A 25631-nucleotide genomic window follows, 5' to 3' on the forward strand; every position below is an offset into this window, starting at 1 on the left:
GAACTGACGCACCAGCAGCAGAAGTCACACAAAAACTAACGATCAACTACTGGCGCAGGACACTAGCTTCCGGCGTCTTCCTTTGTCCCGCACGGGCTGAGCCCCGGCACCTGGAAGGTGCCGGGGCTCAGCGCCGGTTGCTGCGGGAGGGCGGAGCGTCAGTCGTTGTCGATTCCGCCGAAGAGGCCGCCGTTGTCTCCGCCGCCGTTGCCGTTTCCGCCGTTGTCGCCGCCACCGCCGATGGTCTGAAGAACGATCGTGGTGGTGGCCGGGTCGGCGGGGGTGCCGGGGGGCGGGTTGGAGCCCGTGACGATCGCGTTGTCGTCCTGAGGGCTGCCAGGCGCGAACTGGATGGTGTTGAAACCTGCCTGCGCCAGGATCTGCTTGGCCTCCGCGACCGTCCTGGTGCGGAACTCCGGGACCGGGACCTGTGTCTGGGCCGGGCCCTTGGAGACCTGGAGGGTGACCTTGGAGCCCTTGGCGACCTTACCGGCCGGCGGGTCCTGGCTGATGATCTCGCCCAGCGGCTTGTCGGAGTCGACGTCCACCCGGTTCACCTGGAACCCGAGCAGCTGGAGCTGGCTCGTGACCGGATCGATCTGCTGGCCGACGACGTTCGGCAGGTCCTGCTTGGCCTGCTTGGCGACGGTGAGGGTGACGGTGGTGTTGACCTCGGCCATGCTGCTGCCCGGGGGGTCCTGCTCGAGGACCGTGCCGGGCTCCTCCTCGGCCGACTCGACCTCATCGACCTCGACCTTGAACTTCTTCTTCTCAAGGATCTCGGTGGCCGATTCCACGTCCTTGTCGATGACGTCGGGCACCTCGACCTTGGGCGCGCCCTCCGAGACGACGACCCGGATGGTCTCACCCTCGTTCATCTTGGCCGGAGGCTCGGGGTCCTGGGAGCAGATCTTGCCCTTGGGCTGGTCGCAGCGCTCCGTGCCCGACTCGGTGACCTCCACGCTGGAGTTCCTCGCGGCGTCCTTGGCCTCCTTGAGCGAGAGGCCCACCAGCTGCGGAACGGGCACCTTGCCGCCGCCGTCGCTGGTGTCGAAGAGCGACTTGCCGATCAGCACCGCGCCGACGAGCACCAGGATGCCCGCGAGGACCAGCAGGATGGTCGAGGTGTTGGACTTCTTCTGGCGTCTGCGGCCCTGGCGGTCGTCGTAGCCGCCGAAGCCGCCGTCGTCCGGGTTCATGGGCGGCAGCATCGACGTCTGGCCGGCCGGGTCCGCCTGGCGCAGAGCCGTGGTCGGCTGGTCCTCCGGTGCATAGCCGCCGCCGTAGCCGACAGCGCCCATCGCCGCCGTGGCGGCGACCGGCTGGCCGTCGAGGCACGCCTCGATGTCCGCGCGCATCTCGTCGGCGGACTGGTAGCGGTAGTCCGGGTCCTTGACCAGGGCCTTCAACACGATCGCGTCCATCTCGGGCGTGATCTCGGGGTCGAAGTTGCTGGGCGGCTGCGGCTCTTCCCGTACGTGCTGGTAGGCCACGGCCACCGGGGAGTCGCCCACGAAGGGCGGACGGACGGTGAGGAGCTCGTAGAGCAGACAGCCCGTCGAGTAGAGGTCGGAGCGGGCGTCGACCTGCTCGCCCTTGGCCTGCTCCGGGGAGAGGTACTGGGCGGTGCCGATGACGGCCGCGGTCTGCGTCATGGTCATACCGGAGTCGCCCATGGCCCGGGCGATGCCGAAGTCCATGACCTTGACCTGACCGGTACGGGTCAACATGACGTTCGCCGGCTTGATGTCGCGGTGGACGATGCCGGCGCGGTGCGAGTACTCGAGCGCCTGCAGGATGCCCACGGTCATCTCGAGCGTGCGCTCCGGCAGCAGCTTGCGGCCGGAGTGAAGCAGCTCACGCAGCGTGGACCCGTCGACGTACTCCATGACGATGTACGGGATCGAGACCCCGTCGACATAGTCCTCGCCAGTGTCGTAGACGGCGACGATCGCCGGGTGGTTGAGCGAGGCGGCGGACTGTGCCTCACGGCGGAACCGGGCCTGGAAGGACGGGTCGCGGGCGAGGTCGGCCCGCAGCGTCTTCACGGCGACAGTGCGGCCGAGCCGGGTGTCGTGGGCGAGGTAAACCTCGGCCATGCCACCACGGCCGAGCACCGAGCCCAGTTCATACCGGCCGCCGAGGCGACGCGGCTCTTCCATAACTGTTCCAGCCCTCTCCGTCAGTCCCGACCGCACCCGTGTGTGGTCCTCCGGTGTGCTGTTCGCGCAAAGGCTACCGGGCACGCCGTACTTGATCCGCCCGCAATCGGCAGCTGATACCCGACCGGTATCGCAATGTGCAGGTATGAAGGTCGGGAGTGATCCTCGTCACTGGTTGTCGCCCAGCACCGCCTGCATCACGGCCTTGGCGATCGGGGCGGCGAGGCCGCCACCGGAGATGTCGTCCCGGCGGGCGTTGCTGTCCTCGACCACGACCGCGACGGCGACCGGCGACCCGTTGTCGTCCTTGGCGTACGAGATGAACCAGGCGTAGGGGTTCTTGCTGTTGTTCTCGCCGTGCTGAGCGGTACCGGTCTTGCCGCCGACCTTGACGCCGTCGATCGCCGCGTTGGTGCCGGTGCCGGTCTCGACGACGTTCTCCATCATTTGCTGGAGGAGCTGGGCGTTCTCCGCGGAGATCGGCCGGCTCATCTCCTCGGGATCGGTCCTCTCGATGACGTCCAGGTTGGGCGCCTCGAGCTGGTCGACCATGTACGGCTTCATCAGCTTGCCGTCGTTGGCGATCGCCGCGGTGACCATCGCCATCTGAAGGGGGGTGGCCGCGGTGTTGAACTGGCCGATGGCGGACTGCGCGTTGCCGTCGCGGTTCATCTTCTTGTCGTAGACGGAGGCGGCGGCACGGACCGGGGTGTCGATCTCCGGGTTGTTGAAGCCGAACTTCTCCGCCATCTCGACCATCTTGTCGCGGCTCACGTCGTCGCCGAGCTTGGCGAAGACGGAGTTGCAGGAGACCTCCATGGCCCTGTTCAGGGTGGCGTTCTCGCAACCGTCGGCGTGGTTGACCATCGGCGTGCGGGTGCCGGGGAGGATGTACGGCTCGGGGGTTTCCGTGGGCGCGTCGATGTTGTCGACCGCGCCGTACTCGAGCGCGGCGGCGGCCGTGACCACCTTGAACGTGGAGCCGGGCGGGTACGTCTCGCGCAGCGCCCGGTTCAGCATCGGCTTGTCAGGGTCGTTGGTCAGCGCCGTCCAGGCCTTCCCGTCGTTCTCCAGACGGCCGGCGAAGGACGAGGGGTCGTACGAAGGTGTCGAGGCGAGGGCGAGGATCTTGCCCGTCCTCGGGTCGATCGCGGCGACGGCGCCCTTCTTGTCGCCGAGCCCCTCGAACGCGGCCTTCTGGGCCTTGCCGTTGAGGGTGGTGACGACGTTGCCGCCCTTCTTCTTGTCGCCGGTGAACATCGCCATCGTGCGGTCGAAGAAAAGCTGGTCGGAGTTGCCGGTGAGGATGCCGTCCTCGAGCTTCTCGAGCTGGTTGGCGCCGAACACCTGCGAGGCGTAACCGGTCACCGGGGCCCACAGCGGGCCGTTGGTGTAGGTGCGCTTGTACTTGTAGTAGTTGTCGTCCGTCTCGGCGGAGCCGGTGATGGCCTTGCCGTCGACGATGATGTTGCCGCGCTCGTGGGCGTAGCGCTCGATCTCCACACGCTTGTTCTTCTTGTGCGTGTTCAGCTCGTCGGCACGGACGTACTGGAGCCAGTTGTCCCGGATCATCAGGGCGAGGACGAGGAGTCCGCAGAAGATCGCGATCCGGCGCAGGGGCTTGTTCACGGTCGGACCACCTGGGTCATCTCGGCGTCAGGGGACGGGGCGGGCGCGGGCGCGGGGCGGCGCGCGGTGTCGCTGATACGGATCAGGATGCCGATCAGGGCCCAGTTGGCGATGACGGACGAACCACCGGCCGCGAGGAACGGCATCGTCATACCGGTCAGCGGGATGAGGCCCATCACACCACCGGCCACGACGAACACCTGGAGGGCGAACGCGCCGGAGAGGCCGATCGCCAGCAGCTTGCCGAACGGGTCGCGCGCCGCCAGCGCGGTACGGACGCCGCGCTCGATGATCAGGCCGTACAGCAGCAGGAAGGCCATCACGCCGGCCAGGCCGAGCTCCTCACCCACGGTGGCGAAGATGAAGTCGGAGTTGGCTGCGAACTGGATGAGGTCGGAGTTGCCCTGGCCCCAGCCGGTGCCGAGTGTCCCGCCGGCGCCGAACGACATCAGCACCTGGGTCATCTGGTCGCAGGCGAAGGCCATGTTGGTGCCCGGCTCCGCGGTCTCCAGGCAATCGAAGGGGTCGAGCCAGGCGGCCACGCGGGACTGCACGTGACTCGCGAACTGGGAGACCACGACCGCACCGGCCACGGACATCAGCAGACCCATGACGATCCAGCTGGTCCGCTCGGTGGCCACGTACAGCATGACCACGAACATGCCGAAGAACAGCAGTGACGTACCGAGGTCGTTCTCGAAGACCAGGATCAGCAGGCTCATGGCCCAGATCGTGATGATCGGACCGAGGTCGCGGCCGCGCGGCAGGTACAGGCCCATGAACCGACGGCTGGCGAGCGCGAGGGCGTCGCGCTTGACCATGAGGTACCCGGAGAAGAAGACCGCGATGATGATCTTCGCGAACTCGCCGGGCTGGATGGAGAATCCGCCGACCCTGATCCAGATCTTGGCGCCGAAGATCGGCATTCCGAGCCCCGGCACCAGCGGCAGCAGCAGCAGGACGATGGACGCCGCCATCGAGATGTACGTGAACCGCTGCAGGATGCGGTGGTCCTTCAGGACCAGCAGGACACCGACGAAGAGCGCGATGCCGAGCGCCGAGTACATCAGCTGGTTGGTGGCCTGCGGAGAGAAGTCGCTGCGCGCCAGCAGCCGGGGCGACTGGTCGAGCCGCCAGATGAGCACCAGGCCGAGACCGTTCAGCAGCGTCGCCAGCGGCAGCAGCAGCGGATCCGCGTACTTGGCGAATCTGCGCACCACGAGGTGGGCCACGCCGGCCAGCAGGCCGAGGCCGAGGCCGTATCCGAGGACGCCGGCGGGCAGCTCGCCGTCGAGGGCGAGGCCCACGTTGATGTAGGCGAATACCGGGATGGCCACGGCGAATCCAAGGAGCATCAGCTCCGTGTTCCGCCGGCTCGGCGCGTCGATCGCGCCGATCGTGGTCGTGTTGGTGACAACGCTCATGATGGAGAAGGCCCCCTACGGACGATTACTGCTTGCCGCAGTTCGAGGCCAGCTTCTGCTCCTCCTCCGAGAGGGTGGGACCCGGGGAGGGAGAGGCTGCGGTCGGCTTGGTCTTCGCGTCCTGGGTGGTGGGCGTGCCGGCGGTGCCGCCGGCCTGGCCCTCGCCCGGAGGCGGGCTGCTCGCGCGATCGGCGGCGTCGCGGCGCTGCTCGTCCTTCTTGCAGACGCCTGCCTGCTTGGCGAGCTCGTCGATCTTGGCGCGGGCGGTGGTGAGGCTGTCCTCGGTGATCGTCGCCTCGACCCGCTTGCGCTGGTAGGGCGGTAGGTACTTGAGTTCGATCTCGGGGTGGTCCTTCTGGACCTCCGAGAGCGAGACCCAGGCGAGGTCCTGGCTGATGCCGCGGTACAGGGCCACGTGCTCGCCCTTGGTGCCGACGTAGTACTGGGTCTGGGTCCAGCGGTAACCGCCGTACAGACCGCCGCCGACGACAGCCAGGGCGAGCACCGTGTAGAGCGAACGCTTCAGCCACTTGCGGCCGCCGCCCCGCTTCGCGAAGTCGTCGTCGGTGTAGGCGCCGAAGCTGCCCTCGGGCGGCATGCCGCCGTACCCTGCGCCGCCACCGGATCCGGGCGGGCCGAAGCTGCCGCCCGGTGCCTCCGGAGCGGAGGGGCGTCCCAGCCCCGCGGCGCGGCCGGCCGGGGTCTGCATGGCGCCGCCGTCGTTCAGCTGGTGCTGGTTCTCCGCGACCGCGCCGACGACGACGGGGGTGTCGCTGAGCTGACCGGCCAGGGTGTCGCCCGAGTCGGTGTCGAGGACGTCGGCGACGATGCAGGTGATGTTGTCGGGGCCGCCGCCGCGCAGGGCGAGCTGGATCAGGTCCTGCACGGTCTCCTGCGGGCCCTGGTAGCTGGCGAGCGTCTCCTCCATGGTCTGGTGCGAGACGACGCCGGACAGGCCGTCGGAGCAGATCAGATAGCGGTCACCGGCGCGGACCTCGCGGATGGAGAGGTCCGGCTCCACATGGTCGCCACTGCCCAGCGCGCGCATCAGCAGGGAGCGCTGCGGGTGGGTGGTGGCTTCCTCCTCGGTGATCCGGCCCTCGTCGACGAGCCGCTGCACCCAGGTGTGGTCCTGCGTGATCTGTGTCAGGACGCCGTCGCGGAGCAAATACGCCCGGGAGTCGCCGACGTGCACCAGGCCGAGCCGCTGGCCCGTCCACAGCAGCGCGGTGAGCGTGGTACCCATGCCCTCGAGCTGCGGGTCCTCCTCGACCATCATCCGGAGCTGGTCGTTCGCGCGCTGCACGGCGGTGCCGAGCGAAGTGAGGATGTCGGAGCCCGGTACGTCGTCGTCGAGCGTGACGAGCGTGGAGATGACCTCGGAGGAGGCGACCTCTCCGGCTGCCTGGCCGCCCATGCCGTCGGCGATGGCCAGCAGACGGGGGCCGGCGTAACCGGAGTCCTCGTTGCCCTCGCGGATCATGCCCTTGTGCGATCCGGCGGCGAAACGCAGAGAAAGACTCATGCGGACCTCACCCGTCGGCTCGCCGGGCGATTGTCGCGCCAGCCGGTCTCGAGCCACACTGCCCACCCTCCGGTCGGGAGCAGCCCGCGCAGGTCGCCGGTGGGGCCCGCTGCGGCTCGCTCGCTCCGCTCGCTCATTGTCGTACTACTTCCGCAGCTCGATGACGGTCTTGCCGATGCGGATCGGCGCGCCCAGCGGAATCGGTGTCGGCGTGGTGAGCCGGGTCCGGTCGAGATATGTGCCGTTGGTGGACCCGAGATCCTCGACGATCCACTGGCCGTCACGGTCCGGGTAGATCCTGGCATGCCTGCTGGACGCGTAGTCGTCGTCCAGCACGATCGTGGAGTCGTGCGCCCGGCCCAGGGTGATGGTCTGGCCCTGGAGGGCGACGGTGGTGCCGGTGAGTGTGCCCTCGGACACGACCAGCTTCGTCGGCGCCCCCCGCCGCTGGCGACCGCCGCCCTGCTGGCGCTGCGGCGGCGGTGCGCCCTGCTGGCGCTGCTGCTGCTGGGAACGCTGGTCGGCGCCGCGGCGTGAACCGCGCTGTGTCACCCGCGTACCGAACAGATCGCTGCGGATGACCTGGACGGCCACGATGACGAACAGCCACAGAACAGCCAGGAAACCTAGCCGCATGACCGTCAGGGTCAGCTCTGACATTGCCCCCGCTTCACCCTTCGGCTTGCCGGTAAACGATGGTGGTGCTGCCCACGACGATCCGCGAGCCGTCGCGGAGCGTAGCGCGGGTGGTGTGCTGCCCGTCCACCACGATGCCGTTGGTGGACCCGAGATCCTGGATCGTCGAGGGCGTTCCGGTCCGGATCTCACAGTGCCGGCGGGATACGCCGGGGTCGTCGATCCGCACATCGGCGTCGGTGCTGCGACCCAGCACCAGCGTCGGGCGGGAGATCTGATGGCGTGTGCCGTTGATCTCGATCCAGCGTCGTACTTGTGCGTTCGGCATGGCGCCCGGGCCCGGCATGCGCTGGCCGGTCACGGGACCGGGACGCGGGCCTGCGGGCATGCCGGGAGGTGGCGCGGCCGGCATCGGAGGTGCGGCGGCCGGAGGGTAGCCGTAGCCGCCGCGGGCGCCGGCGCCCGCTGGGGCACCTCCTCCGGGCGACTGTGACGTACTCGACGCCAGAGTGCGGCTGCGCACCCGGTACAGGCCGGTGTCGAGGTCGTCCGCCTTCTCGAGGTGGACCTTGATCGGACCCATGAAGGTGTAGCGCTGCTGCTTGGCGTAGTCGCGGACCAGGCCGGACAGCTCGTCGCCGAGCTGGCCCGAGTACGGGCTCAGGCGCTCGAAGTCGGGTGCGCTGAGCTCCACGATGAAGTCGTTGGGGACGACGGTCCGCTCGCGATTCCAGATCGTCGCGTTGTTGTCGCACTCCCGCTGGAGGGCGCCCGCGATCTCGACGGGCTGGACCTCGGACTTGAACACCTTGGCGAAGGTGCCGTTGACCAGGCCTTCGAGACGTTGCTCGAAACGCTTCAGGACTCCCATGGGGCACCTCCTCCGTCGTTGTCGCCCTGGTACTGCTTACTGATCGTATCCACGCGTCGGGAAATCGGCTGGTTCCCCTTGTCTGCCCCGTCGATGAGTGTCACCTCTCACACCGGATCGTAGAGGCGGCCTCCTGACAGTGTCCCGCACCCGGGATGCATACAGGAGGAGTGGGTGACGCCGCCCTGCGTTCCGCGGCCCGCTCGATTGGTTCCCTGTTCGTTCCTCAGGGCACCCAAACAAACGGATGTGAATCCACCCTGTGCACCGTGCTAATCTTCTGCATGTCGCCAGGGGGTCGCACCGAGCAGGCGGGGCACCCGACGACAACACCCAATGCGCGGGTGGCGGAATAGGCAGACGCGCTGGATTCAGGTTCCAGTGCCCGCAAGGGCGTGGGGGTTCAACTCCCCCCTCGCGCACAGAGAGAAACCGACGAAACGGGTTCTCGCCGGAGACGAAAGTCCGGGCGAGGGCCCGTTTCTCGTTGTGTGGCCGGCTTCACGGCGGACGTGGCTTCGCACAGGTGCCGGCTCCGGCGGTGACGCGGGCCACCGTCCGAGCCCGGCTGCTTCTGGTCTTGCTCCGGGATCCGGCAGACCCGATGGACCCGGCTCGAGGGCTCTTGGCGTCCCTGGACACCGTCGGCGGAGCAGTCGCCGGACGGTGCCGGTGAAGAGCCCCGGAGTGAGTGGGACGACTCGGCAAGTCCCCGCTCGGTACGCCCAGGACCAGGGGCGCGCCGAGAAGGGGTGACGACCGGGTCCGTGGGGCGGGATCCGGTGTGCCCGTCAGAGGGCCTGCTCGGGCCAGTCGAGCAGGCGGGCGCCGATGACGGCCGTCTGGAGGGTGTAGCGGTCGACGGGGTCGCCCGGGTCGGCGCCGGTCAGCTGACGGATGCGCTCCAGCCGGTAGGTCATCGCCCTGACGCTCAAGGAGAGCCGCCGCGCCGCCTCGGCCGCCACGCAGCCGGTGTCGAAGTACGCGGTGAGGGTGTCGATGAGCGGCTGGGCGCCGCCGCGGGCCTCCTGGAGCGGGCCGAGGACGCTGCGCACCAGGTCGGCCATGGCCTGCCGGTCGCGAGTGAGCACGGGGTACACCAGAAGGTCCGAGGCGTGCAGCACCGGGGCTTCCAGGTGCATGCGGGTGGCCAGGTCCAGGGCGTTGAGCGCTTCTTCGTAGGAGTGGACGACGCCGCCGACGCCCGGGTGGGCCCGGCCGATCGCCACCCGGCCGCCGTCGGTCGCGGCGTGGGCCTGCTTGGCGAAGAACGACAGGACATCGGTCTGGCCGCCCGGGGCGATGCAGATCAGCCGGCCGTTCTTCGTGGTCAGCAGGATCCGGCGGTCACCGAAGCGGGCCGTGAGGGACGACTCGACACCGCGGGTGACGGCATAGCCGTCGTCGTACGGCTCCGGGCCCTCGGCGACTGCGACGGCGTGGGCATGGGACAGCAACAGCCCGAAGCGCTCTGCCCGTTCGGCGAGCCGGCCGGCGTCACTGCGGCCGTGGAGCAGGTCGTCGATGAACTCCCGCCGCGTGGCCTCCTGTTGCCGGATCGCGAGCCGCTGCGCTCGCTCATGCCCTTCCGCGAAGGCGTCCACCGCTTGTTCCACGGCCGCGAGCAGGTGGTCGGCAGCCGGGCCGCGCAACTCCCCTCGCACGGACTGTGCGGCGGAGAGATGGGCACGGACCAGGAGGCGCAGTCCGATGCCGGCCTCGGCTGCCCGGTCTCCTTGGGCCCGCAGCGCTTCGAGTTCGTCCCGGGTGAGGCGTCTGCCGGTGGTGCAGGCGCCCATCAGTATCGGGGCGTACCCCTCCAGGTACTGCTCGACCGTGTCCGGCTCCGCCATGGCCCCTCCCCGTTCCTGACGCGCCGATGACGCCGTCCTGACGCGTGGACGTCAAGGGTGGCACGCGGCGGCCGAGGGGCGGACACCGGCATCAAGAGGGCGTAAAGGCTGCCGCGAGACGGCAATGCGCCCAGGCGTTCCGCGCTGCAAGCAGGAAGCCGTGGGGCCGGGTGGGCAGAACGGTGCCGGTTCCCGGAAAGCAGCGTGCCGCAGGGAAGACGCAAGAGGGATGCACCCGGCCCTTTCCTGAACGTCATCGGACCCTTCCCCACCGTGCTGTTCACCGCGGCACTCGTGGTCGTCATCGGTTTCCGGCTGATGGTCCTGCTCGGCGCCGCCGTTCACGACGGCTTCGACGCGGACGTGGACACCGATGCGCCCAGCCTCGGCGGTGTCCCCGTCTCGGTGTCCGTCCGGAAGAGGGCCCGGGACCGGTGACCCGTTCACTGCTGTCAGGTGCGCCGGGAAGTCTGGTTGGCGATACCCACCCTTGCCAGGAGCCGTCGCGCCCTGCAGCCCCGCCGCCCCGGTCGGCCGCCCGATCGGCGTTGTCCACAGGGGGTTGTCCACAGGTGGAGACGGCTGTCGGGACGCGGCGGTACGGTCATGGCACTTGATGTTGATGGCGTATGTCGCCGGGGGAGGCAGCGGGCATGGGCGAGACCAGGACGTCGGTGACGGAGCGGCCGGAGGTTGCGGCGGACGGGCCGGCCGGCGTGGGCGGGGCCGGCGCCGGTGCCGGACGCCGAATTCCCGCGGTCCGGGGCTTCGCGCCCCACGCGGCGACCCGGGGCGACTCGCAGTCGCCCAAGGATGCGGGAAAGGCACTGCGGGAGCGGGTGCGCCGCTCCGCGCACGCGTCGCTGGTGCCCACGGCCGGGAGGCCCGACGCCGTGCAGGCGGTGGAGGAGTCCAACCGGGGGCGCGTGCCGGAGCTCGCTCCGATACGCGTGGGCAGGATGGCCGCATCGCCGTTCGCGTTCCTGCGGGGAGCGGCCGGTCTGATGGGCCACGACCTCGTCGGTACGCCCGTCACCGGCGTAGCGGCGCAGATCTGCGGTGACGCCCACGCGGCGAACTTCGGGCTGTACGGCGACGCCCGCGGCGGTCTCGTGATCGACCTCAACGACTTCGACGAAACCGTCGTCGGCCCGTGGGAGTGGGACCTCAAGCGGCTCACGACGTCCTTGGTGCTGGCAGGCCGTGCGGCGGGCACCGATGAGGACGTGTGCAGGGCGGCGGCGTTCGACGCCGTGGGCGCCTACCGGCGCACCATGCGGCTGCTCGCCAAGCTGCCGGCGCTCGACGCGTGGAACGCGATCGCCGACGAGGAACTCGTCTCGCACACGGACGCCCGCGACCTGATGGGAACGCTGGAGCGGGTTTCGGCCAAGGCCCGCAACAACACCAGCGCGCGCTTCGCGGCCAAGGCGACCGAGGTGGTGGCGGACGACGCGGGCGGCGGGCGGCGCTTCGTGGACGCGCCGCCGGTGCTGCGCCGGGTGCCAGATGCGGAGGCAGCCGCCGTGGCCGCTTCGCTGGAGACCTACCTGACCACGGTCGGACACGACCGTCTGCCCCTCCTCTCGCGCTACGCGATACATGACGTCGCCTTCCGGGTGGTGGGCACCGGAAGCGTCGGGACCCGGTCGTACGTGGTGCTGCTCCTCGACCACCGGGGCGAACCGCTGGTGCTGCAGGTCAAGGAGGCCCGGGCGTCGGCGCTCGTGCCCCACTTGGCGGCCGCCGGCTTCCCGGTGTCCGGCGAGGAGCACGAGGGCCGCCGGGTGGTGCACGGCCAGAAGCGGATGCAGGTCGTCAGCGACAGCCTGCTGGGCTGGACGACGGTGGAGGGGCGCCCGTTCCAGGTGCGCCAGTTCAGGAACCGCAAGGGAAGCGTCGACCCCGCCGCCCTCACGCCCGACCAGCTCGACGACTATGGCCGGATGACCGGCGCCCTGCTCGCCCGCGCTCACTCCCACAGTGCGGACCCGCGGCTGCTCGCCGGCTACTGCGGCAAGAACGAGGAGCTGGACGAGGCGGTGGCGGCGTTCGCGGTCCTGTACGCGGACCGCACGGAGGCCGATCACGCGGATCTGCTGGCAGCCATCAGGACCGGTCGGACAGCCGCTGAGCTGGGGGTGTGACAGCGCCCCCGGCAGCGCCCGTAGGCTGGAGCGGTGACTCAGGATGCCGCCGGGGGACCGACGACCCATAACGACGAAGAGCGTGCTGCGCAGCAGGCCGCCCAGCACGAAGGGCAGGACCGGCCGGAGGCCCGGCTGGCCAAGGCGGTCGGGGTCGCGGAGCATGCGCTGATCGAGTTCGAGATCGCGGTGGAGACGTTCCGGGTGGAAGTGGAGAACTTCTCCCGGCTGCACCACCAGAAGCTCGGGCCCATGTACGCCCGGCTGGACGAGCTGGACGCGCAGATCGCGGAAGCGCGGGCGGCGCGCAGCGGTGACCCGGAGGATCTGCGCAAGGCGCAGGAGGCTCGGGCAATGGTCCTTCCGATGCCCGGCGTCGACGAGTTGTTCCACGACTGGATGGATTCCGACGGCCTCTCCCCCGAGGCTGCCGCGATGCTGACCGACCAGTCCGTGCAGGCGCCGAAGCGGGTCCGGCCGAGCGACGAGGCACGCAAGCTGTACCGCGAACTGGTCCGCAAGTCCCATCCGGACCTGGCGCAGGACGAGACGGAGCGGACTCGGCGCGACGAATTCATCACACGGGTGAACGCCGCTTACGCCCTGGGCGACGAGACCAGGCTGCAGGAGCTGGCCGAGGAGTGGGCCGCCGGGCCGGTGACGGCCGTACCCCGGCTCACCGAGAGCGAGGAGCTCTACGCCCGGCTTGAGTGGCTGGCGCAGCGCAAGGAGTTGCTGACGGCGGTCGCCCGGGAACTGGAGGAGAGCGCCATCGGTGCGATGCTGCGGATGGCGCCCGACGACCCGGACCGGCTGCTGGAGGAGATCGCCGAGCAACTGCTGGCGCAGGTGGCCGCGCGCGAGGCGGAACTGGCCGCACTGGTGAAGTAGGTTTTCCGGGGCTCCTCGCCCTGGCGGAAGCGGCACCGGACCGCCGCGGAGTCCCGGGCGCCCCTACACGTACGAGAGAAGGCATCACTCATGAACTTCGCCCCGCTGCCCTCGGTGAACGTCGAGGCGGTGCCCGCCGACGGCCTGGTGCTGGACGTGCGGGAGCCCGACGAGTGGGCGGCAGGCCATGTCGAGGGCGCACTGCACATTCCGATGAGCGACTTCGTGGCCCGCTTCGGAGAGGTGACGGAGGCGCTGGCCGACGGACGGCGCGCCCATGTGATGTGCCGGGTCGGCGGTCGCTCCGCGCAGGTCACCCAGTACCTGGTGCAACAGGGCATCGATGCTGTGAACATCGACGGCGGGATGCTCGCCTGGGAAGGGGCGGGACGCCCCATGGTCACCGAGAACGGCAGCCCCGCCTTCGTGCTCTGACGTCGCGCACGGCCGGCTCGGCCGCCGGCGTGGCGGCCGTGTCCGGCCGTGACTTTCTTCAGCCGAGCGGATGGGCCGCGAGGAGAGCGCCGAGCGCCTCCTCGTGGGCGGCCGCAGGGCCGAGGGAGAGCTCGAGCTGCTTGGCCCAGGCGTGGTAGCGGTGGAGCGGGTAGTCGACGTCCGCGCCGAAGCCGCCGTGCAGATGCTGCGCGGTCTGCACGACGCGCCGTACCCCCTCCGACGCCCAGATCTTGGCCACCGCGATGTCGCCCGCCGGCGGCAGTGCCCCGCCGGAGCCGGTGCTGATCCGCCAGGCGGCCTGCCAGAGGGTGGCCTCCATGGCGCGCAGGTCGATGTACCGGTCTGCGGCCTGCATGGCCACGGCCTGGAACGTGGCCACCGGGAAGCCGAACTGCTCCCGCTTGCCGGTGTACTCACCGGTCATGGCCAGCACCCGCTCACCGAGGCCGAGCGCCAGGGCGCAAGTGCCCGTGACGAGCAGCCCGCGGAGCCACTCCCATGCCCGCTCGTCGTCGATCAGGTCCCGGTCCTCTATCCGTACGGCCTCCAGCCGGACCTCCGCCAGACGCTCGCCGCTCGTGGAGACCTGCTCGGCGAGGACGAGTCCGTCGCAGGCGTTCGGTACGAGAGCGATGACCGTCCTGCCGTCTTCCGTGTGGGCGGGCACAGCGATACGGTCCGCGCACTGCGCCCAGGGCACAGCCGTCTGTACTCCGTCGAGGACCCAGCCGCCCGACGGTCCGGCAGGGCGGTCCGCGGTGACGGCGAGCTCGGCGGGATCGTGTCCGGTGCGTCCGCCGGCACCCGCCGTGAGCACCTGCTCGCCGCGGCCGACCCGGGGGAGGACCTCGTTGCGGAGTCCGGCACTGCCGTAGCGCGCCACGGCCATCGCGATCGCGCCGGTCTCCAGCAGCGGCACACGTGCCAGCACCTTTGCGGACTCGCGCAGCACCAGGCAGAGCGCGATGGGGTCGAGGCCGGCGCCGCCGTGCTCGGCCGGCAGCACCAGGTCCAGCAGGTCGGAGTCGGCGAGGCGGCCCCACAGGCCGCGGTCGAACTCCTCGGCGACCGCGCCCGTGGTCATCGCGGGACTCGGTACCCCGTCGGGCGCCACTGCCGAGAAGACCGCCTCGGCCGCCTCCACGGCTGCCAGGTGCTCCTCGGTGAAGGTGAAGTCCACTGCCCGCTCCCTCCGCGCCACAGCCGTATCTGACGGATCGTCAAGATAAGTCAGGGCGGTTACCAAGGGAATGGCCGTGCCTTGAGGAAATGGTCGTGGCGCACGGACGACCGGTGGGCCGGCTCCCTCGCGGGCGCTCGGCCGGTCAGCGGTCGAAGTCCAACTCCACCTCGGCCGTGGACGGATGGGATTGGCAGGCAAGCACATAGCCCGCTTCCGTCTCCTCCGGCTCGAGTGCGAAGTTGCGGTCCATGCGGACCTCGCCCGAGACCAGGAACGCCCTGCACGTGCCGCACACACCGCCCTTGCAGGCGTAGGGCGCATCGGCGCGGCTGCGCAGCACCGTCTCAAGCAGCGACTCCCCTTCCTTGACCGGCCAGGTGCCCGACCGGCCGTCGAGCGTCGCCGTGAGGGAGGCATGGGCCGGCGCTGCCGCGGAGGCAGGAAGCGGTGCCGAACCGTCGTCGACGTGGAAGATCTCCTGGTGGATGCGGCCGCGGTCCACGCCGAGCCCGCGCAGAGCGCGTTCGGCGGCCTGGACGAGTCCGAACGGCCCGCAGAGGAACCAGCCGTCGATGTCCGTCACCGGAAGCAGTGCGGGCAGGAGCCCTGTCATGCGCTCCTGGTCCAGGCGACCCGACGGCAGTCCCGTCTGCTGCTCCTCGCGGGAGAGCACCGTGACCAGCTGGAAGCGGTCCGGGTAACGGTCCTTGAGGTCCGCCACCTCGTCGAGGAACATCGTTGAGGCCGCCGTGCGGTCGCTGCGGACGAGACAGAACCGGGCTTCCGGCTCCCTTTCCAGCAGCGTCGCGGCCATCGACAGCACCGGTGTGATGCCGCTGCCGCCCACCACGGCGGCGAAGTGGCCCGGCCGCGGCTGGAACAGGAACCGGCCCGCCGGGGCCATCACCTCGACGGTGTCGCCGACGGCCAGTTCCTTGAGGGCGTACGTGGAGAACTCGCCGCCGTCGACAAGGCGGATACCGACACGCAGCGCAGGGACGCCGCCGACCGGAGCGGCCGGGGTGCAGATCGAGTAGGTACGGCGGGTCTCCACGCCGTCCACGACCCGGCGCAGCGCGACATGCTGGCCGGGGATGTGGCGGAAGGTCTCGCGCAGCTCGGCGGGCACGTCGAAGGTGACGGCCACCGAGTCGTCCGTGAGCCGTTCGACCGCGCCGACCCGGAGCAGATGGAACATCTACAACTCCTTGAAGTGGTCGAATGGTTCGCGACAGGAGACGCACCTGCGCAGGGCTTTGCAAGCCGTGGAGGAAAACCGGCTGAGCAGCTCCGTCTCGGTCGAGCCGCAGTGGGGGCAACGCACCGAGAGCGTGAGCGGCACCGGCTCGTCCGCCGCGTGATGACGGGGCGGCGCTATGCCGAACTCGGCCAGTTTCCGGCGGCCTTCGGCGCTGATGTCGTCCGTGGACCAGGCCGGGGCGAGGACCTTGACGACCGACACGGTCGTCATGCCGTGGTCGTGCAGTACCTGCTCGATGTCAGAGGTCATGGCCTCGATGGCCGGACATCCCGTGTACGTCGGCGTCAGTCGGACCTCGACGCTGCCGGGCCCGAGCAGACGCACACCGCGGATGACGCCGAGCTCCTCCAGGGTCAGCACCGGCAGCTCAGGGTCGGGGACCGTGCCTGCCAGCCGGCGCAGCTCCGCCTCCAGCTTCGTATCGGCCTCGGCGCCTCCCGCGGCCTGGGCCCTTCCGGCCGTGCCCGTCACCATGACGCTCCCGGGTGACTGCGGTGCAGATGCTGCATCTCGGCGAGCATCCGCCCGAACGACTCGGTGTGCAGGCCCTGGCGCCCCGCCCCCGCGGCCCAGGCACCCGTGCGTGCACCGGACGGAACGGTCAGCGTCGCGCGCTCCAGAACCTCTGTGACCCGCTCCAGCCAGAGCGCCTCCAGGGCCATCGGATCCACCTCGAGCCCGTCCACCGGCTGGAACATCTCACCCGTGAACCGCCAGAGCGCATCGCACGCCCGCTGCATCCGCTCATGGCTCTCCGCCGTGCCGTCGCCGAGCCGGACGATCCAGTGCTCCGCGTGGTCCTGGTGGTAGGCGACCTCCTTGACCGCCTTGCCGGCGAGCCCGGCGAACGGGCCGTCCCCTGCAGCCAGCTGCCGGTAGAGCAGGTGCTGGTGGACGGAGAAGTAGAACTGGCGGGCGATGGTGCACGCGAAGTCACCGTTGGGCTGCTCGACCAGCTGGAGGTTCCGGAACGAGCGTTCCTCGCGAAGGAAGGCCAGCTCGTCCTCGTCGCCGACGAGGGACAGCAGCACGCGCGCCTGCCCCAGCAGATCGAGCGCGATGTTGGCGAGGGCGACCTCCTCCTCCAGGACCGGTGCGTGCCCGGCCCACTCCCCAAGGCGGTGGGAGAGCACCAGCGCGTCGTCGCCGAGAGCCAGTGCCGCAGTGGCGTTCACCGCGGGGTCGGCCGCCGTGGCCGAGGTCGTCGGCGCTGTCGCGTGGGTCGTGGGCGTCGCGGTCACAGGTGCTTCACCCCTTCCGGGATCTCGTAGAACGTCGGGTGCCGGTAGGGCTTGTCGGCGGCCGGCTCGAAGAACGGGTCCTTCTCGTCCGGCGAGGAAGCGGTGATCGCGGTGGACGGCACCACCCAGATCGAGACGCCTTCGCCGCGCCGGGTGTACAGGTCGCGGGCATTGCGCAGGGCCATTTCCGCGTCCGGCGCGTGCAGGCTTCCCGCGTGGGTGTGGGACAGTCCGCGGCGCGAACGCACGAAGACCTCCCACAGCGGCCATTCGGTCGAGCTGCTCATGCCGTCGCCTCCACGGACTCGGTGTGCAGTGCTGCCTGGTGCTTGTCCGCGTACGCGGCGGCGGCGTCCCTGACCCAGGCTCCCTCTTCGTGAGCCCGCCGGCGCTGGTTGATCCGCTGTTCGTTGCAGGGGCCGTTGCCCTTGAGGACGTCCTGGAACTCGGCCCAGTCGATCGCGCCGAAGTCGTGGTGGCCGCGTTCTTCGTTCCACCGCAGGTCCGGGTCCGGAAGGGTGAGGCCCAGGGACTGGGCCTGCGGGACGCAGATGTCGACGAAGCGCTGGCGCAGTTCGTCGTTCGAGTGGCGCTTGATCTTCCATGCCATGGACTGCGCCGAGTGTGCCGACGCGTCGTCCGGCGGACCGAACATCATCAGCGAGGGCCACCACCAGCGATCCACCGCGTCCTGTGCCATCGCGTGCTGCTCGGGCGTCCCCCTCGACAGGGTGAGCAGGAGCTCGTAACCCTGGCGCTGGTGGAAGGACTCCTCCTTGCAGATCCGCACCATCGCCCGGGCGTAGGGCCCGTAGGAGCAGCGGCAGAGCGGCACCTGGTTGGTGATCGCCGCTCCGTCGACCAGCCAGCCGATCGCGCCGACGTCGGCCCAGGTCAGCGTCGGGTAGTTGAAGATCGAGGAGTACTTCTGGCGGCCCGTGTGCAGCTTGTCGAGCAGCTCGTCGCGGCCGGTGCCGAGCGTCTCCGCGGCGCTGTACAGATACAGGCCGTGACCGGCCTCGTCCTGCACCTTGGCCATCAGGATCGCCTTGCGGCGCAGCGAGGGTGCCCGCGTGATCCAGTTCGCTTCCGGCTGCATGCCGATGATTTCCGAGTGCGCGTGCTGCGCCATCTGGCGGACCAGCGACGCTCGGTACGCCTCCGGCATCCAGTCGCGCGGTTCGATGCGCTCGTCAGCGGCCACGGCAGCGTCGAACGCCGCCTCGTACGCATCCGCAGTCACTACCGTCATCCGGACTCCCCTACCGACCGATCGTTCGGTTCATCGGCTTCAATGGTCGGTCGGCGGCCCGTAGGGTGTCAACCCTGTGGATGACCGAGGTGGTCGACGGTGATCGGGGCGGGATGGATTCCTACCAGGAAGAGGAAGGCAAGGGTGCCGGAAGAGCGAGCTCCGGACCGCCTCTGCCCCGCCCTGCCCGGCAGCCAGGAGGCGACCGGCAGGGCGCCCGGAGCGAGGCCGGCCCGATAGCCGGGCTCGACGAACCCCGCCCGGGTGACGGCACGGGCACAGGCACCGGCGCCGAAAGCATCCCCGGACCTCGCGAGGCTTCAGGCTCGCCCGCTCCCGTCGGCCCTGCTGAGCGGCCTGCGCCTCCCGGCCCTGCTGAGCCCCCTGGGCTCCCCGGCCCTCCCGGCCCTCCCGGCCCTCCCGGCCCTCCCGGCCGGCCCGAGCGTCCCGGGGCCACGGATGCTCTTGCGCCCAGCACGGCCCCTGCGCCCCCTGGCGGCATGGCCGGACTGTCCCTCCCCTATCAGGTGGCCGCCGCCGTGTCGCTCGCGCTGATCGCGGCCCTCGCCTGCGTCCACCTGGCCGTGGTGTTCCTCCACGTCGCCCCCTCGAACACCGTGACCAAGCAGCACGGTGAAGCGGTCGACGGCTGGGTCTACCCCGAATTCGAGCAGAACTGGAAGCTCTTCGCCCCCAATCCGCTCCAGCAGAACATCGCGATACAGGTGCGGGCCGAGTACACGGCACGGGACGGCAGCCGCAGCACCAGCGACTGGATCGACCTTTCCGCGCAGGACGGTGCACAGATCCGCCACAACCTCCTCCCGAGCCACATCCAGCAGAACCAGCTCCGCCGGGCGTGGGACTTCTACGCCGGCTCGCACGACACCGAGAACCGCCCCCAGGGACCGCGCGGCCGGCTCTCGGAGAGCTACATGCGCCGCATCGTGATGCTGCGCCTCGACCGCCACGATCTCGGCGGTCGTGTCGAGCGGATCCGGCTCCGTGCGTCGACGAGGGCGATAGAGGCTCCGGAGTGGAGCCACGAGAAGATCGACACTCGTCCGGTCCACCGCGAGCTGCCGTGGTGGACGGTCACCGCGGCGGATCTGCCCGGTGGCGTCGACAACGACAGGGCGGCGACGGCCCGGTGAAACCTGACCAGGACCGCCAGCTCGCCCGCGCCGTCCAGCTCATCACCTCCACAGCCCTCGGGCCGTACCAGAGCGCGGTCGTCCGCATCGGCTTCGGGGCGACGTGGCTGCTGTTCCTGCTGCGCGAGTTGCCGCACCGGCACGACCTCTACGGACCCGACGGCCCTTGGAGCTGGGACATGGGCCGGGAGCTGATCGCCGGCAACAACGCGTTCAGTGTGCTCCTGTGGTCCGACAGCGCCCTGTGGTTCGAGTTCGTGTACGGCGTCGGCGTGCTGTCCAGCCTGCTGATGATGCTGGGCTGGCGCACCCGGGCGGTGTCGGTGCTCTTCATGGTGGGCGTCCTGTCCCTGCAGAACCGCTCGATCTTCGTGGGGGACGGCGGCGACAACGTCGTCCACCTCATGGCCGTCTACCTGGTGCTGACGCGCTGCGCGCAGGTGTGGTCCCTGGACGCCCGGCGGGCGGCACGTGATCGGGGCCCCGGCCCCGACCGGGCGGGGCCGGTCCTCTGGACGGTGCTGGGCGCGATGCTCTTCGCGGGCACAGTCGTGGGACGGGTCGGCGGAGAAACGTGGATCTTCGTCCTCTTCTGGGGACTGTGGGTGGCTCACGGCCTGTGGTGGGCGGTGAACCGCCTCGCGCCCGACAGCGAGCCGCGCACCCTGCTGGACGTCCTGGCGAACCTCGTCCACAACGCCGCCCTCGTGGTGATCATGGCTGAGGTCTGCCTGATCTACGCGACCGCCGGCTGGTACAAGATCCAAGGTTCGCGTTGGCAGGACGGCACCGCGCTGTACTACCCGCTCAAACTGGACTACTTCACCCCGTGGCCGGAGCTCTCCGGGCTTCTCACCTCCGGCGGGGTGATGGTCATGCTGCTGACCTACGGCACGGTCCTTGTGCAGGTGGCCTTCCCCTTCACGCTCTTCAACCGGCGCGCCAAGAACGTCCTGCTGGTGCTCATGATGCTCGAGCACGCGGCCATCGCGGTGCTCCTCGGTCTGCCGTTCTTCTCGCTGGCGATGATCGCTGCCGACGCAGTGTTCCTGCCGACCGGCTTTCTGGTCGGCCTGGGCGCCCTGGTGGTGCGCGGCCTGAGCCGGCTGCCGGGAGGGAGGGGCGCCCGCCCCCAGGGACGGAGGGGGAGCGACGAGCAGCCCCGTACGCTCGTCGGGTGAGCACCACGGAAGAACCGCTTCAGGAAGAACCGCTTCAGTACGACGAGGGGTACGCCCCGGAGGTCGGCGTCGGCCCGCATCCGCTGCCCTGGCCCGAGGGCGAGCGGTACGACCACGAACTGCTGGCTTTCGGGGATCGGCGGAACGTCGTGGACCGGTACCGGTACTGGAAGCGCGAGGCGATCGTCGCCGATCTGGACACACGCAGGCACGGCTTCCACGTGGCCGTGGAGAACTGGGGCCACGACTTCAACATCGGGTCGGTTGTGCGCACGGCCAACGCGTTTCTGGCGAAGGAGATACATATCGTCGGACGCCGGCGCTGGAACCGGCGGGGCGCCATGGTCACCGACCGGTACCAGCATGTGCGGCACCACCCGGACACGGCGTCGCTCACCGAGTGGGCGGCCGCGGAGAAGCTGCCGATCATCGGTATCGACAACCTGCCCGGTGCCGTACCGCTCGAACGGACCGAGTTGCCCCGCCGCTGTGTGCTCCTCTTCGGGCAGGAGGGTCCCGGGCTCACGGAAGAGGCACGCAAGCACGCGACCATGGTGTGTTCGATCGCGCAGTTCGGTTCGACGCGGTCGATCAACGCGGGAGCGGCCGCCGCCATCGCGATGCACGCGTGGGTGCAGCGGTACGCCGACGTGCCGGCCCCAGGAGCGTGACCGGGCGGCGGCCGGTGCTCCGCGGGGAGAAGGTGTGACCCTCGTGACCGGTGCTCCGGAGCAGATTGCCGAGGTGCTCCACCGCGGTGCTTGAGCAGAGCCGAAGCGCACTCGGCGGCAGGGGCCGGGCCCTCGGGCCCGGCCCCTGCCGCCGAGGTCAGGCCTGGCGGCGGACCTCCACCACACGGAAGCGGTTGGAGACGAAGGCGCCGTCGCACAGGGCCGCGTTCGCCGCGGGGTTGCCGCCGGATCCGTGGAAGTCGGAGAACGCGGCGGTCTGGTTGACGTACACCCCGCCGGTCAGGTTCAGCGAGAGCTGGGCCGACTCCTCCAGGCAGACGTCCTCGATCGCGCGCTCGGTCTCCTCGGACGTGGTGTAGGCGCCGACCGTCATCGCGCCCTTGTCCCGAACCGTGCGGCGCAGCAGGTCCAGGGCGTCCGCCGTGGAGTCGAGGGCCACCACGAAGGACACCGGGCCGAAGCACTCGGAGAGGTAAGCGGGCTCGGAATCGGCCGACTCCCAGTACTTGCGGGCGCCGTCGAGCTTCACGATGACCGGTGTCCGCACCGTCGCGCCGGGAAAGTCCGGGTTGGGGACCTCGCGCGACTCCAGCGCCACCTCGCCGAGCTCGGAGGCGGCCTCCAGCCGGGCCTTCACATCGGGGTTGACCAGGGCTCCCAGCAGGGCGTTCGCCCGGGCGTCGTCGCCGAGCAGACCGCCCACGGCGGCGGCCAGGTCCGCGGCCACCTCGTCGTACGTCCGCGGGCCGGATTCGGTGGTGATGCCGTTCCTGGGGATGAGCACGTTCTGCGGGGTGGTGCACATCTGGCCGCTGTACAGGGACAGCGAGAAGGCCAGGTTGGAGAGCATCCCCTTGTAGTCGTCGGTGGAGTCGACGACGACCGTGTTGACGCCGGCCTTCTCCGTGTAGACCTGGGCCTGGCGGGCGTTGGCCTCCAGCCAGTCGCCGAAGGCGGTGGATCCCGTGTAGTCGATGATCTTGATCTCGGGTCGAGTCGCCAGGGTCTTCGCGATGCCCTCGCCCGGGCGCTCGGCGGCGAGGCAGACCAGGTTCGGGTCGAAGCCGGCCTCGGCGAGCACCTCGCGGGCCACCTTCACGGTGAGGGCCAGCGGCAGTACGGCACGAGGGTGCGGCTTCACCAGCACCGGGTTGCCCGTGGCCAGGGAGGCGAACAGGCCCGGATAGCCGTTCCATGTCGGGAAGGTGTTGCAGCCGATCAGCAGCGCGATGCCGCGGCCCGCGGTGGTGAAGGTCTTCCGCAGCTCCAGGGGGTCGCGCTTGCCCTGCGGCTTTGACCAGTCGGCGGCGGCCGGGGTGCGGGTCTGTTCCGCGTACGCATAGGCGACGGCCTCCAGGCCGCGGTCCTGGGCGTGCGGGCCGCCGGCCTGGAACGCCATCATGAAGGCCTGCCCACTGGTGTGCATCACCGCGTGCGCGAACTCATGGGTGCGGGCGCTGATCCGGGCCAGGATCTCCAGACAGACGAGGGCGCGCGTCTCGGGACCGGCCTCGCGCCAGGCCGTCATGCCGGCGCGCATCGCCGGCAGCAGCACCTCCAGGTCCGGGTGCGGGTACTCGATGCCCAGCTCCGGTCCGTACGGAGAGACCTCGCCGCCGGTCCATCCGTCCGTGCCCGGCTGGTCCAGGTCGAAGCGCGAGCCGCGGAGCGCCTCGAAGGCCGCCAGGCCGTCGGCGGGCGCGCTCTCGCCGTATGCCTTGGGGTGCTCGGGGTGCGGAGACCAGTACGCCCGCGTGCGGATCGCCTCGAGGGCCTGGTCGAGCGTGGGCCGGTGGGTCTCGGTCAGCTGCATGCGGACCAACTCCTCGTCGAGCTGGGCAGGGGAGGGTGACAGAGTTAGAGTAACCGAACGATCGGTCGGTACAAGGGGGCCTGTCGAAGCTGTGGACAACTCATCGGGGAGGATCGCCTCCATGACCGCCATCGACTCCACGACCGCGATCGACGTGAGCCGTACCGTCGCCGTCGTCGGCACCGGAACCATGGGCCAGGGGATCGCGCAGGTCGCCCTCGTCGCAGGCCATCCCGTACGACTCCACGACGCCGTGCCCGGGCGCGCGGAAGAGGCCGCTGCGGCGATCGCCGCGCGTCTGGACCGTCTCGTGGACAAGGGACGGATGGCTGCCTCGGACCGCGACGCCGCCCGCGGCAGGCTGATCCCGGCCGGAGCCCTCGCGGAGCTCGCCGACGCGGCCCTCGTCGTCGAGGCCGTACTGGAAGAGCTCACCGTCAAGCAGCAACTGTTCACGGATCTGGAGAAGATCGTCGCCGAGGACTGCCTGCTCGCCACCAACACCTCCTCCCTGTCCGTGACGGCCGTCGCGGGCGCCCTGCAGGTCCCCGGGCGCTTCGTCGGTCTGCACTTCTTCAACCCGGCCCCGCTCCTGCCCCTCGTGGAGGTCGTCAGTGGCCACGCCACCGACGACGAGGCGGCCGGGCGGGCCTATGCGACAGCCCTGGCCTGGGGAAAGACCCCGGTGCGCTGCGCCGACACCCCCGGCTTCATCGTCAACCGGATCGCACGCCCCTTCTACGCGGAGGCGTTCGCCGTCCACGAGGAGCGCGGCGCCGACCCCGCCACCATCGACGCGGTCCTGCGCGAGTGCGGCGGTTTCCGGATGGGGGCGTTCGAGCTGACCGATCTGATCGGCCAGGACGTCAATGAGGCGGTCACCCGGTCCGTCTGGGACTCGTTCTTCCACAGCGCGAAGTTCACGCCGTCGCTGGCGCAGCGCCGGCTCGTCGAGTCGGGCCGCCACGGCCGCAAGTCCGGTCACGGCTGGTTCTCGTACGAGGAGGGTGCAAAGCGCCCCCTGCCGCGGACCCAGCCGCCCGCCGCCGCGCCCGATGCAGTGGTCGTGCAGGGTGACCTCGGTCCCGCGGAGCCCTTGGTCGGGCTGATCGAACGGGCCGGGATCGCCGTCGTCCGCGAGGAGGGCGACGGCTCCATAGCCCTCCCCGGGGGTGCAGAGCTCGGGCTGGTGGACGGGGAGACCGCGTTCGAGTTCGACGACGGCATCGTCTACTTCGATCTCGCCCTCGACTACGAGAAGGCCACCCGCATCGCACTGTCCACGTCCGACAGCACGCTTCGGACGATGCCCGGCGCGGTCGAGGAGGCCGTCGGTCTCTTCCAGGCGCTCGGCAAGGACGTCTCGCTGATCGGAGACGTACCGGGCATGATCGTCGCGCGTACGGTGGCCATGCTGGCCGACTTCGCGGCGGACGCCGTCGATCGCGGTGTCGCCTCCGGCCAGGACATCGACACCGCGATGAAGCTCGGTGTCAACTACCCGGCCGGACCCCTCGAATGGGGCGAGAAGCTGGGCTTCGGACGGGTCTGCGCGCTCCTTGAGGCCCTCCACGAGCGCTACCCGACCGGCCGGTACGCACCGTCCCTGGCGACCGCCCGCCGCGCTCGCGCGAACGACGGGGCGGAGAGCCGATGACCACGGCGAAGCGTGACACCTACACGCCGGAAACTCTGCTGACCGTCGCCGTGCAGATCTTCAACGAGCGCGGCTACGACGGGACTTCCATGGAGCACCTGTCGAAAGCGGCGGGCATCTCCAAGTCCTCGATCTACCACCACGTGACGGGGAAGGAGGAGTTGCTGCGGCGAGCCGTCAGCCGGGCGCTGGACTCCTTGTTCGCCGTGCTCGACGAGAGCGGCGCTCAGCGCGGCCGGGCCATCGAGCGGGTGGAGTACGTCACGCGACGCACCGTCGAGGTGCTGATGTCCGAACTGCCCTATGTGACGCTGCTGCTGCGGGTGAGGGGCAACACCAAGACCGAGCGCTGGGCGCTGGAGCGACGCCGTGAGTTCGACCAGCGCGTCGCCGACCTGCTGAAGGCGGCCGCCGCGGACGGCGATCTGCGGGCCGATGTCGACATCCGGCTGGCGACCCGGCTGCTCTTCGGCATGGTGAACTCGCTGGTCGAGTGGTACCGCCCGCAGCCGGGCGGAGGCCATGACGGCGACCAGGTGGCGGAGACCGTGGTACGGCTCGCCTTCGACGGGCTGCGTACGGATTCCTGACCCGCCCAGGGAG

The 25631-nt window shown here is 70.1% G+C and carries 23 protein-coding genes and 1 tRNA gene; 10 read left to right on the plus strand and 14 right to left on the minus strand.

Annotated features, from left to right (window positions below):
* Positions 1-158 precede the first annotated feature (158 nt).
* The 6 genes from pknB to IE198_RS25145 all read right to left on the minus strand — a co-directional run bounded on the left by pknB (position 159) and on the right by IE198_RS25145 (position 8247).
* A complete protein-coding gene (gene pknB / locus IE198_RS25120) occupies positions 159-2162 on the minus strand; it encodes a Stk1 family PASTA domain-containing Ser/Thr kinase (protein ID WP_189890406.1) in 2004 nt (667 codons plus the stop codon).
* A 168-nt stretch (positions 2163-2330) separates the two neighbouring features.
* Positions 2331-3791: a peptidoglycan D,D-transpeptidase FtsI family protein gene (locus tag IE198_RS25125; protein ID WP_189890408.1), complete on the minus strand. Its 1461-nt coding sequence runs from the start codon at positions 3789-3791 to the stop codon at positions 2331-2333.
* Positions 3788-5215 (minus strand): FtsW/RodA/SpoVE family cell cycle protein, encoded by a 1428-nt coding sequence (locus IE198_RS25130; protein ID WP_189890410.1) that lies wholly within the window; start codon positions 5213-5215, stop codon positions 3788-3790. The genes IE198_RS25125 and IE198_RS25130 overlap by 4 nt, the downstream gene beginning before the upstream one ends.
* A 25-nt stretch (positions 5216-5240) precedes the next feature.
* A complete protein-coding gene (locus IE198_RS25135; protein WP_189890411.1) occupies positions 5241-6740 on the minus strand; it encodes a Stp1/IreP family PP2C-type Ser/Thr phosphatase in 1500 nt (499 codons plus the stop codon).
* 144 nt (positions 6741-6884) lie between these two features.
* Positions 6885-7400 (minus strand): FHA domain-containing protein FhaB/FipA, encoded by a 516-nt coding sequence (locus IE198_RS25140; RefSeq protein WP_189890412.1) that lies wholly within the window; start codon positions 7398-7400, stop codon positions 6885-6887.
* 10 nt (positions 7401-7410) lie between these two features.
* Positions 7411-8247 carry an FHA domain-containing protein gene (locus IE198_RS25145; RefSeq protein WP_189890413.1) on the minus strand — a complete coding sequence of 279 codons (837 nt, stop codon included), beginning with the start codon at positions 8245-8247 and terminating at the stop codon, positions 7411-7413.
* Positions 8248-8585: 338 nt separating this feature from the next.
* Here IE198_RS25145 and IE198_RS25150 point away from each other — a divergent pair.
* Positions 8586-8669 (plus strand) — tRNA-Leu (locus tag IE198_RS25150).
* 369 nt (positions 8670-9038) lie between these two features.
* Here IE198_RS25150 and IE198_RS25155 read toward each other — a convergent pair.
* Complete coding sequence (locus IE198_RS25155) at positions 9039-10100, minus strand: PucR family transcriptional regulator (protein ID WP_189890414.1); 1062 nt, start codon at positions 10098-10100, stop codon at positions 9039-9041.
* 273 nt (positions 10101-10373) lie between these two features.
* Between IE198_RS25155 and IE198_RS25160 the strand changes: the two genes are divergently transcribed.
* The 4 genes from IE198_RS25160 to IE198_RS25175 all read left to right on the plus strand — a co-directional run bounded on the left by IE198_RS25160 (position 10374) and on the right by IE198_RS25175 (position 13573).
* Positions 10374-10538, plus strand: coding sequence for a hypothetical protein (locus tag IE198_RS25160; RefSeq protein ID WP_189890660.1), 165 nt, complete (start codon positions 10374-10376; stop codon positions 10536-10538).
* Positions 10539-10753: 215 nt separating this feature from the next.
* Positions 10754-12247 carry a DUF2252 domain-containing protein gene (locus IE198_RS25165; protein WP_189890418.1) on the plus strand — a complete coding sequence of 498 codons (1494 nt, stop codon included), beginning with the start codon at positions 10754-10756 and terminating at the stop codon, positions 12245-12247.
* A gap of 33 nt (positions 12248-12280) precedes the next feature.
* Positions 12281-13138, plus strand: coding sequence for a J domain-containing protein (locus tag IE198_RS25170; protein ID WP_189890421.1), 858 nt, complete (start codon positions 12281-12283; stop codon positions 13136-13138).
* Between the two features lie 90 nt (positions 13139-13228).
* Positions 13229-13573, plus strand: coding sequence for a rhodanese-like domain-containing protein (locus IE198_RS25175; RefSeq protein WP_189890423.1), 345 nt, complete (start codon positions 13229-13231; stop codon positions 13571-13573).
* Between the two features lie 58 nt (positions 13574-13631).
* On the opposite strand, the gene IE198_RS25180 is transcribed toward IE198_RS25175, so the two are convergent.
* The 6 genes from IE198_RS25180 to paaA form a co-directional block, all read right to left on the minus strand.
* A complete protein-coding gene (locus tag IE198_RS25180) occupies positions 13632-14774 on the minus strand; it encodes an acyl-CoA dehydrogenase family protein (protein ID WP_189890425.1) in 1143 nt (380 codons plus the stop codon).
* Between the two features lie 145 nt (positions 14775-14919).
* On the minus strand, positions 14920-15975 hold the full coding sequence (locus tag IE198_RS25185) for a 2Fe-2S iron-sulfur cluster-binding protein (protein WP_189890428.1): 1056 nt from the start codon (positions 15973-15975) through the stop codon (positions 14920-14922).
* Entirely contained in the window at positions 15976-16512 is a 537-nt protein-coding gene (gene paaD, locus IE198_RS25190; RefSeq protein WP_189890430.1) for a 1,2-phenylacetyl-CoA epoxidase subunit PaaD, read from the minus strand.
* A complete protein-coding gene (gene paaC / locus IE198_RS25195) occupies positions 16506-17279 on the minus strand; it encodes a 1,2-phenylacetyl-CoA epoxidase subunit PaaC (protein WP_373299967.1) in 774 nt (257 codons plus the stop codon). Before paaC ends, paaD begins: the two co-directional genes overlap by 7 nt.
* A complete protein-coding gene (paaB, locus tag IE198_RS25200; RefSeq protein ID WP_189890432.1) occupies positions 17276-17566 on the minus strand; it encodes a 1,2-phenylacetyl-CoA epoxidase subunit PaaB in 291 nt (96 codons plus the stop codon). Before paaB ends, paaC begins: the two co-directional genes overlap by 4 nt.
* Positions 17563-18531 carry a 1,2-phenylacetyl-CoA epoxidase subunit PaaA gene (paaA, locus tag IE198_RS25205; protein ID WP_189890433.1) on the minus strand — a complete coding sequence of 323 codons (969 nt, stop codon included), beginning with the start codon at positions 18529-18531 and terminating at the stop codon, positions 17563-17565. The genes paaB and paaA overlap by 4 nt, the downstream gene beginning before the upstream one ends.
* 500 nt (positions 18532-19031) lie before the next feature.
* Here paaA and IE198_RS36685 point away from each other — a divergent pair, with 500 nt between their 5' ends.
* The 3 genes from IE198_RS36685 to IE198_RS25220 are packed head-to-tail and all read left to right on the plus strand — an operon-like array spanning position 19032 to position 21537.
* On the plus strand, positions 19032-19685 hold the full coding sequence (locus IE198_RS36685) for a DUF5819 family protein (RefSeq protein WP_373299969.1): 654 nt from the start codon (positions 19032-19034) through the stop codon (positions 19683-19685).
* Complete coding sequence (locus IE198_RS25215; protein WP_189890434.1) at positions 19682-20866, plus strand: HTTM domain-containing protein; 1185 nt, start codon at positions 19682-19684, stop codon at positions 20864-20866. Before IE198_RS36685 ends, IE198_RS25215 begins: the two co-directional genes overlap by 4 nt.
* Positions 20863-21537, plus strand: a complete 675-nt coding sequence (locus tag IE198_RS25220) for a TrmH family RNA methyltransferase (protein WP_189890435.1) — start codon at positions 20863-20865, stop codon at positions 21535-21537. Before IE198_RS25215 ends, IE198_RS25220 begins: the two co-directional genes overlap by 4 nt.
* A gap of 157 nt (positions 21538-21694) precedes the next feature.
* Here IE198_RS25220 and paaN read toward each other — a convergent pair whose 3' ends face one another.
* On the minus strand, positions 21695-23371 hold the full coding sequence (gene paaN / locus IE198_RS25225) for a phenylacetic acid degradation protein PaaN (protein WP_189890436.1): 1677 nt from the start codon (positions 23369-23371) through the stop codon (positions 21695-21697).
* 121 nt (positions 23372-23492) lie between these two features.
* On the opposite strand from paaN, the gene IE198_RS25230 reads away from it, so the two are divergent.
* Positions 23493-25028, plus strand: coding sequence for a 3-hydroxyacyl-CoA dehydrogenase (locus tag IE198_RS25230; RefSeq protein WP_189890437.1), 1536 nt, complete (start codon positions 23493-23495; stop codon positions 25026-25028).
* Positions 25025-25618: a TetR/AcrR family transcriptional regulator gene (locus IE198_RS25235; protein ID WP_189890438.1), complete on the plus strand. Its 594-nt coding sequence runs from the start codon at positions 25025-25027 to the stop codon at positions 25616-25618. The genes IE198_RS25230 and IE198_RS25235 overlap by 4 nt, the downstream gene beginning before the upstream one ends.
* The last annotated feature ends 13 nt before the right edge of the window (positions 25619-25631 follow it).

Origin of the sequence: Streptomyces xantholiticus (genome assembly GCF_014651015.1) — a bacterium.
Classification (GTDB): Bacteria; Actinomycetota; Actinomycetes; order Streptomycetales; family Streptomycetaceae; genus Streptomyces; species Streptomyces xantholiticus.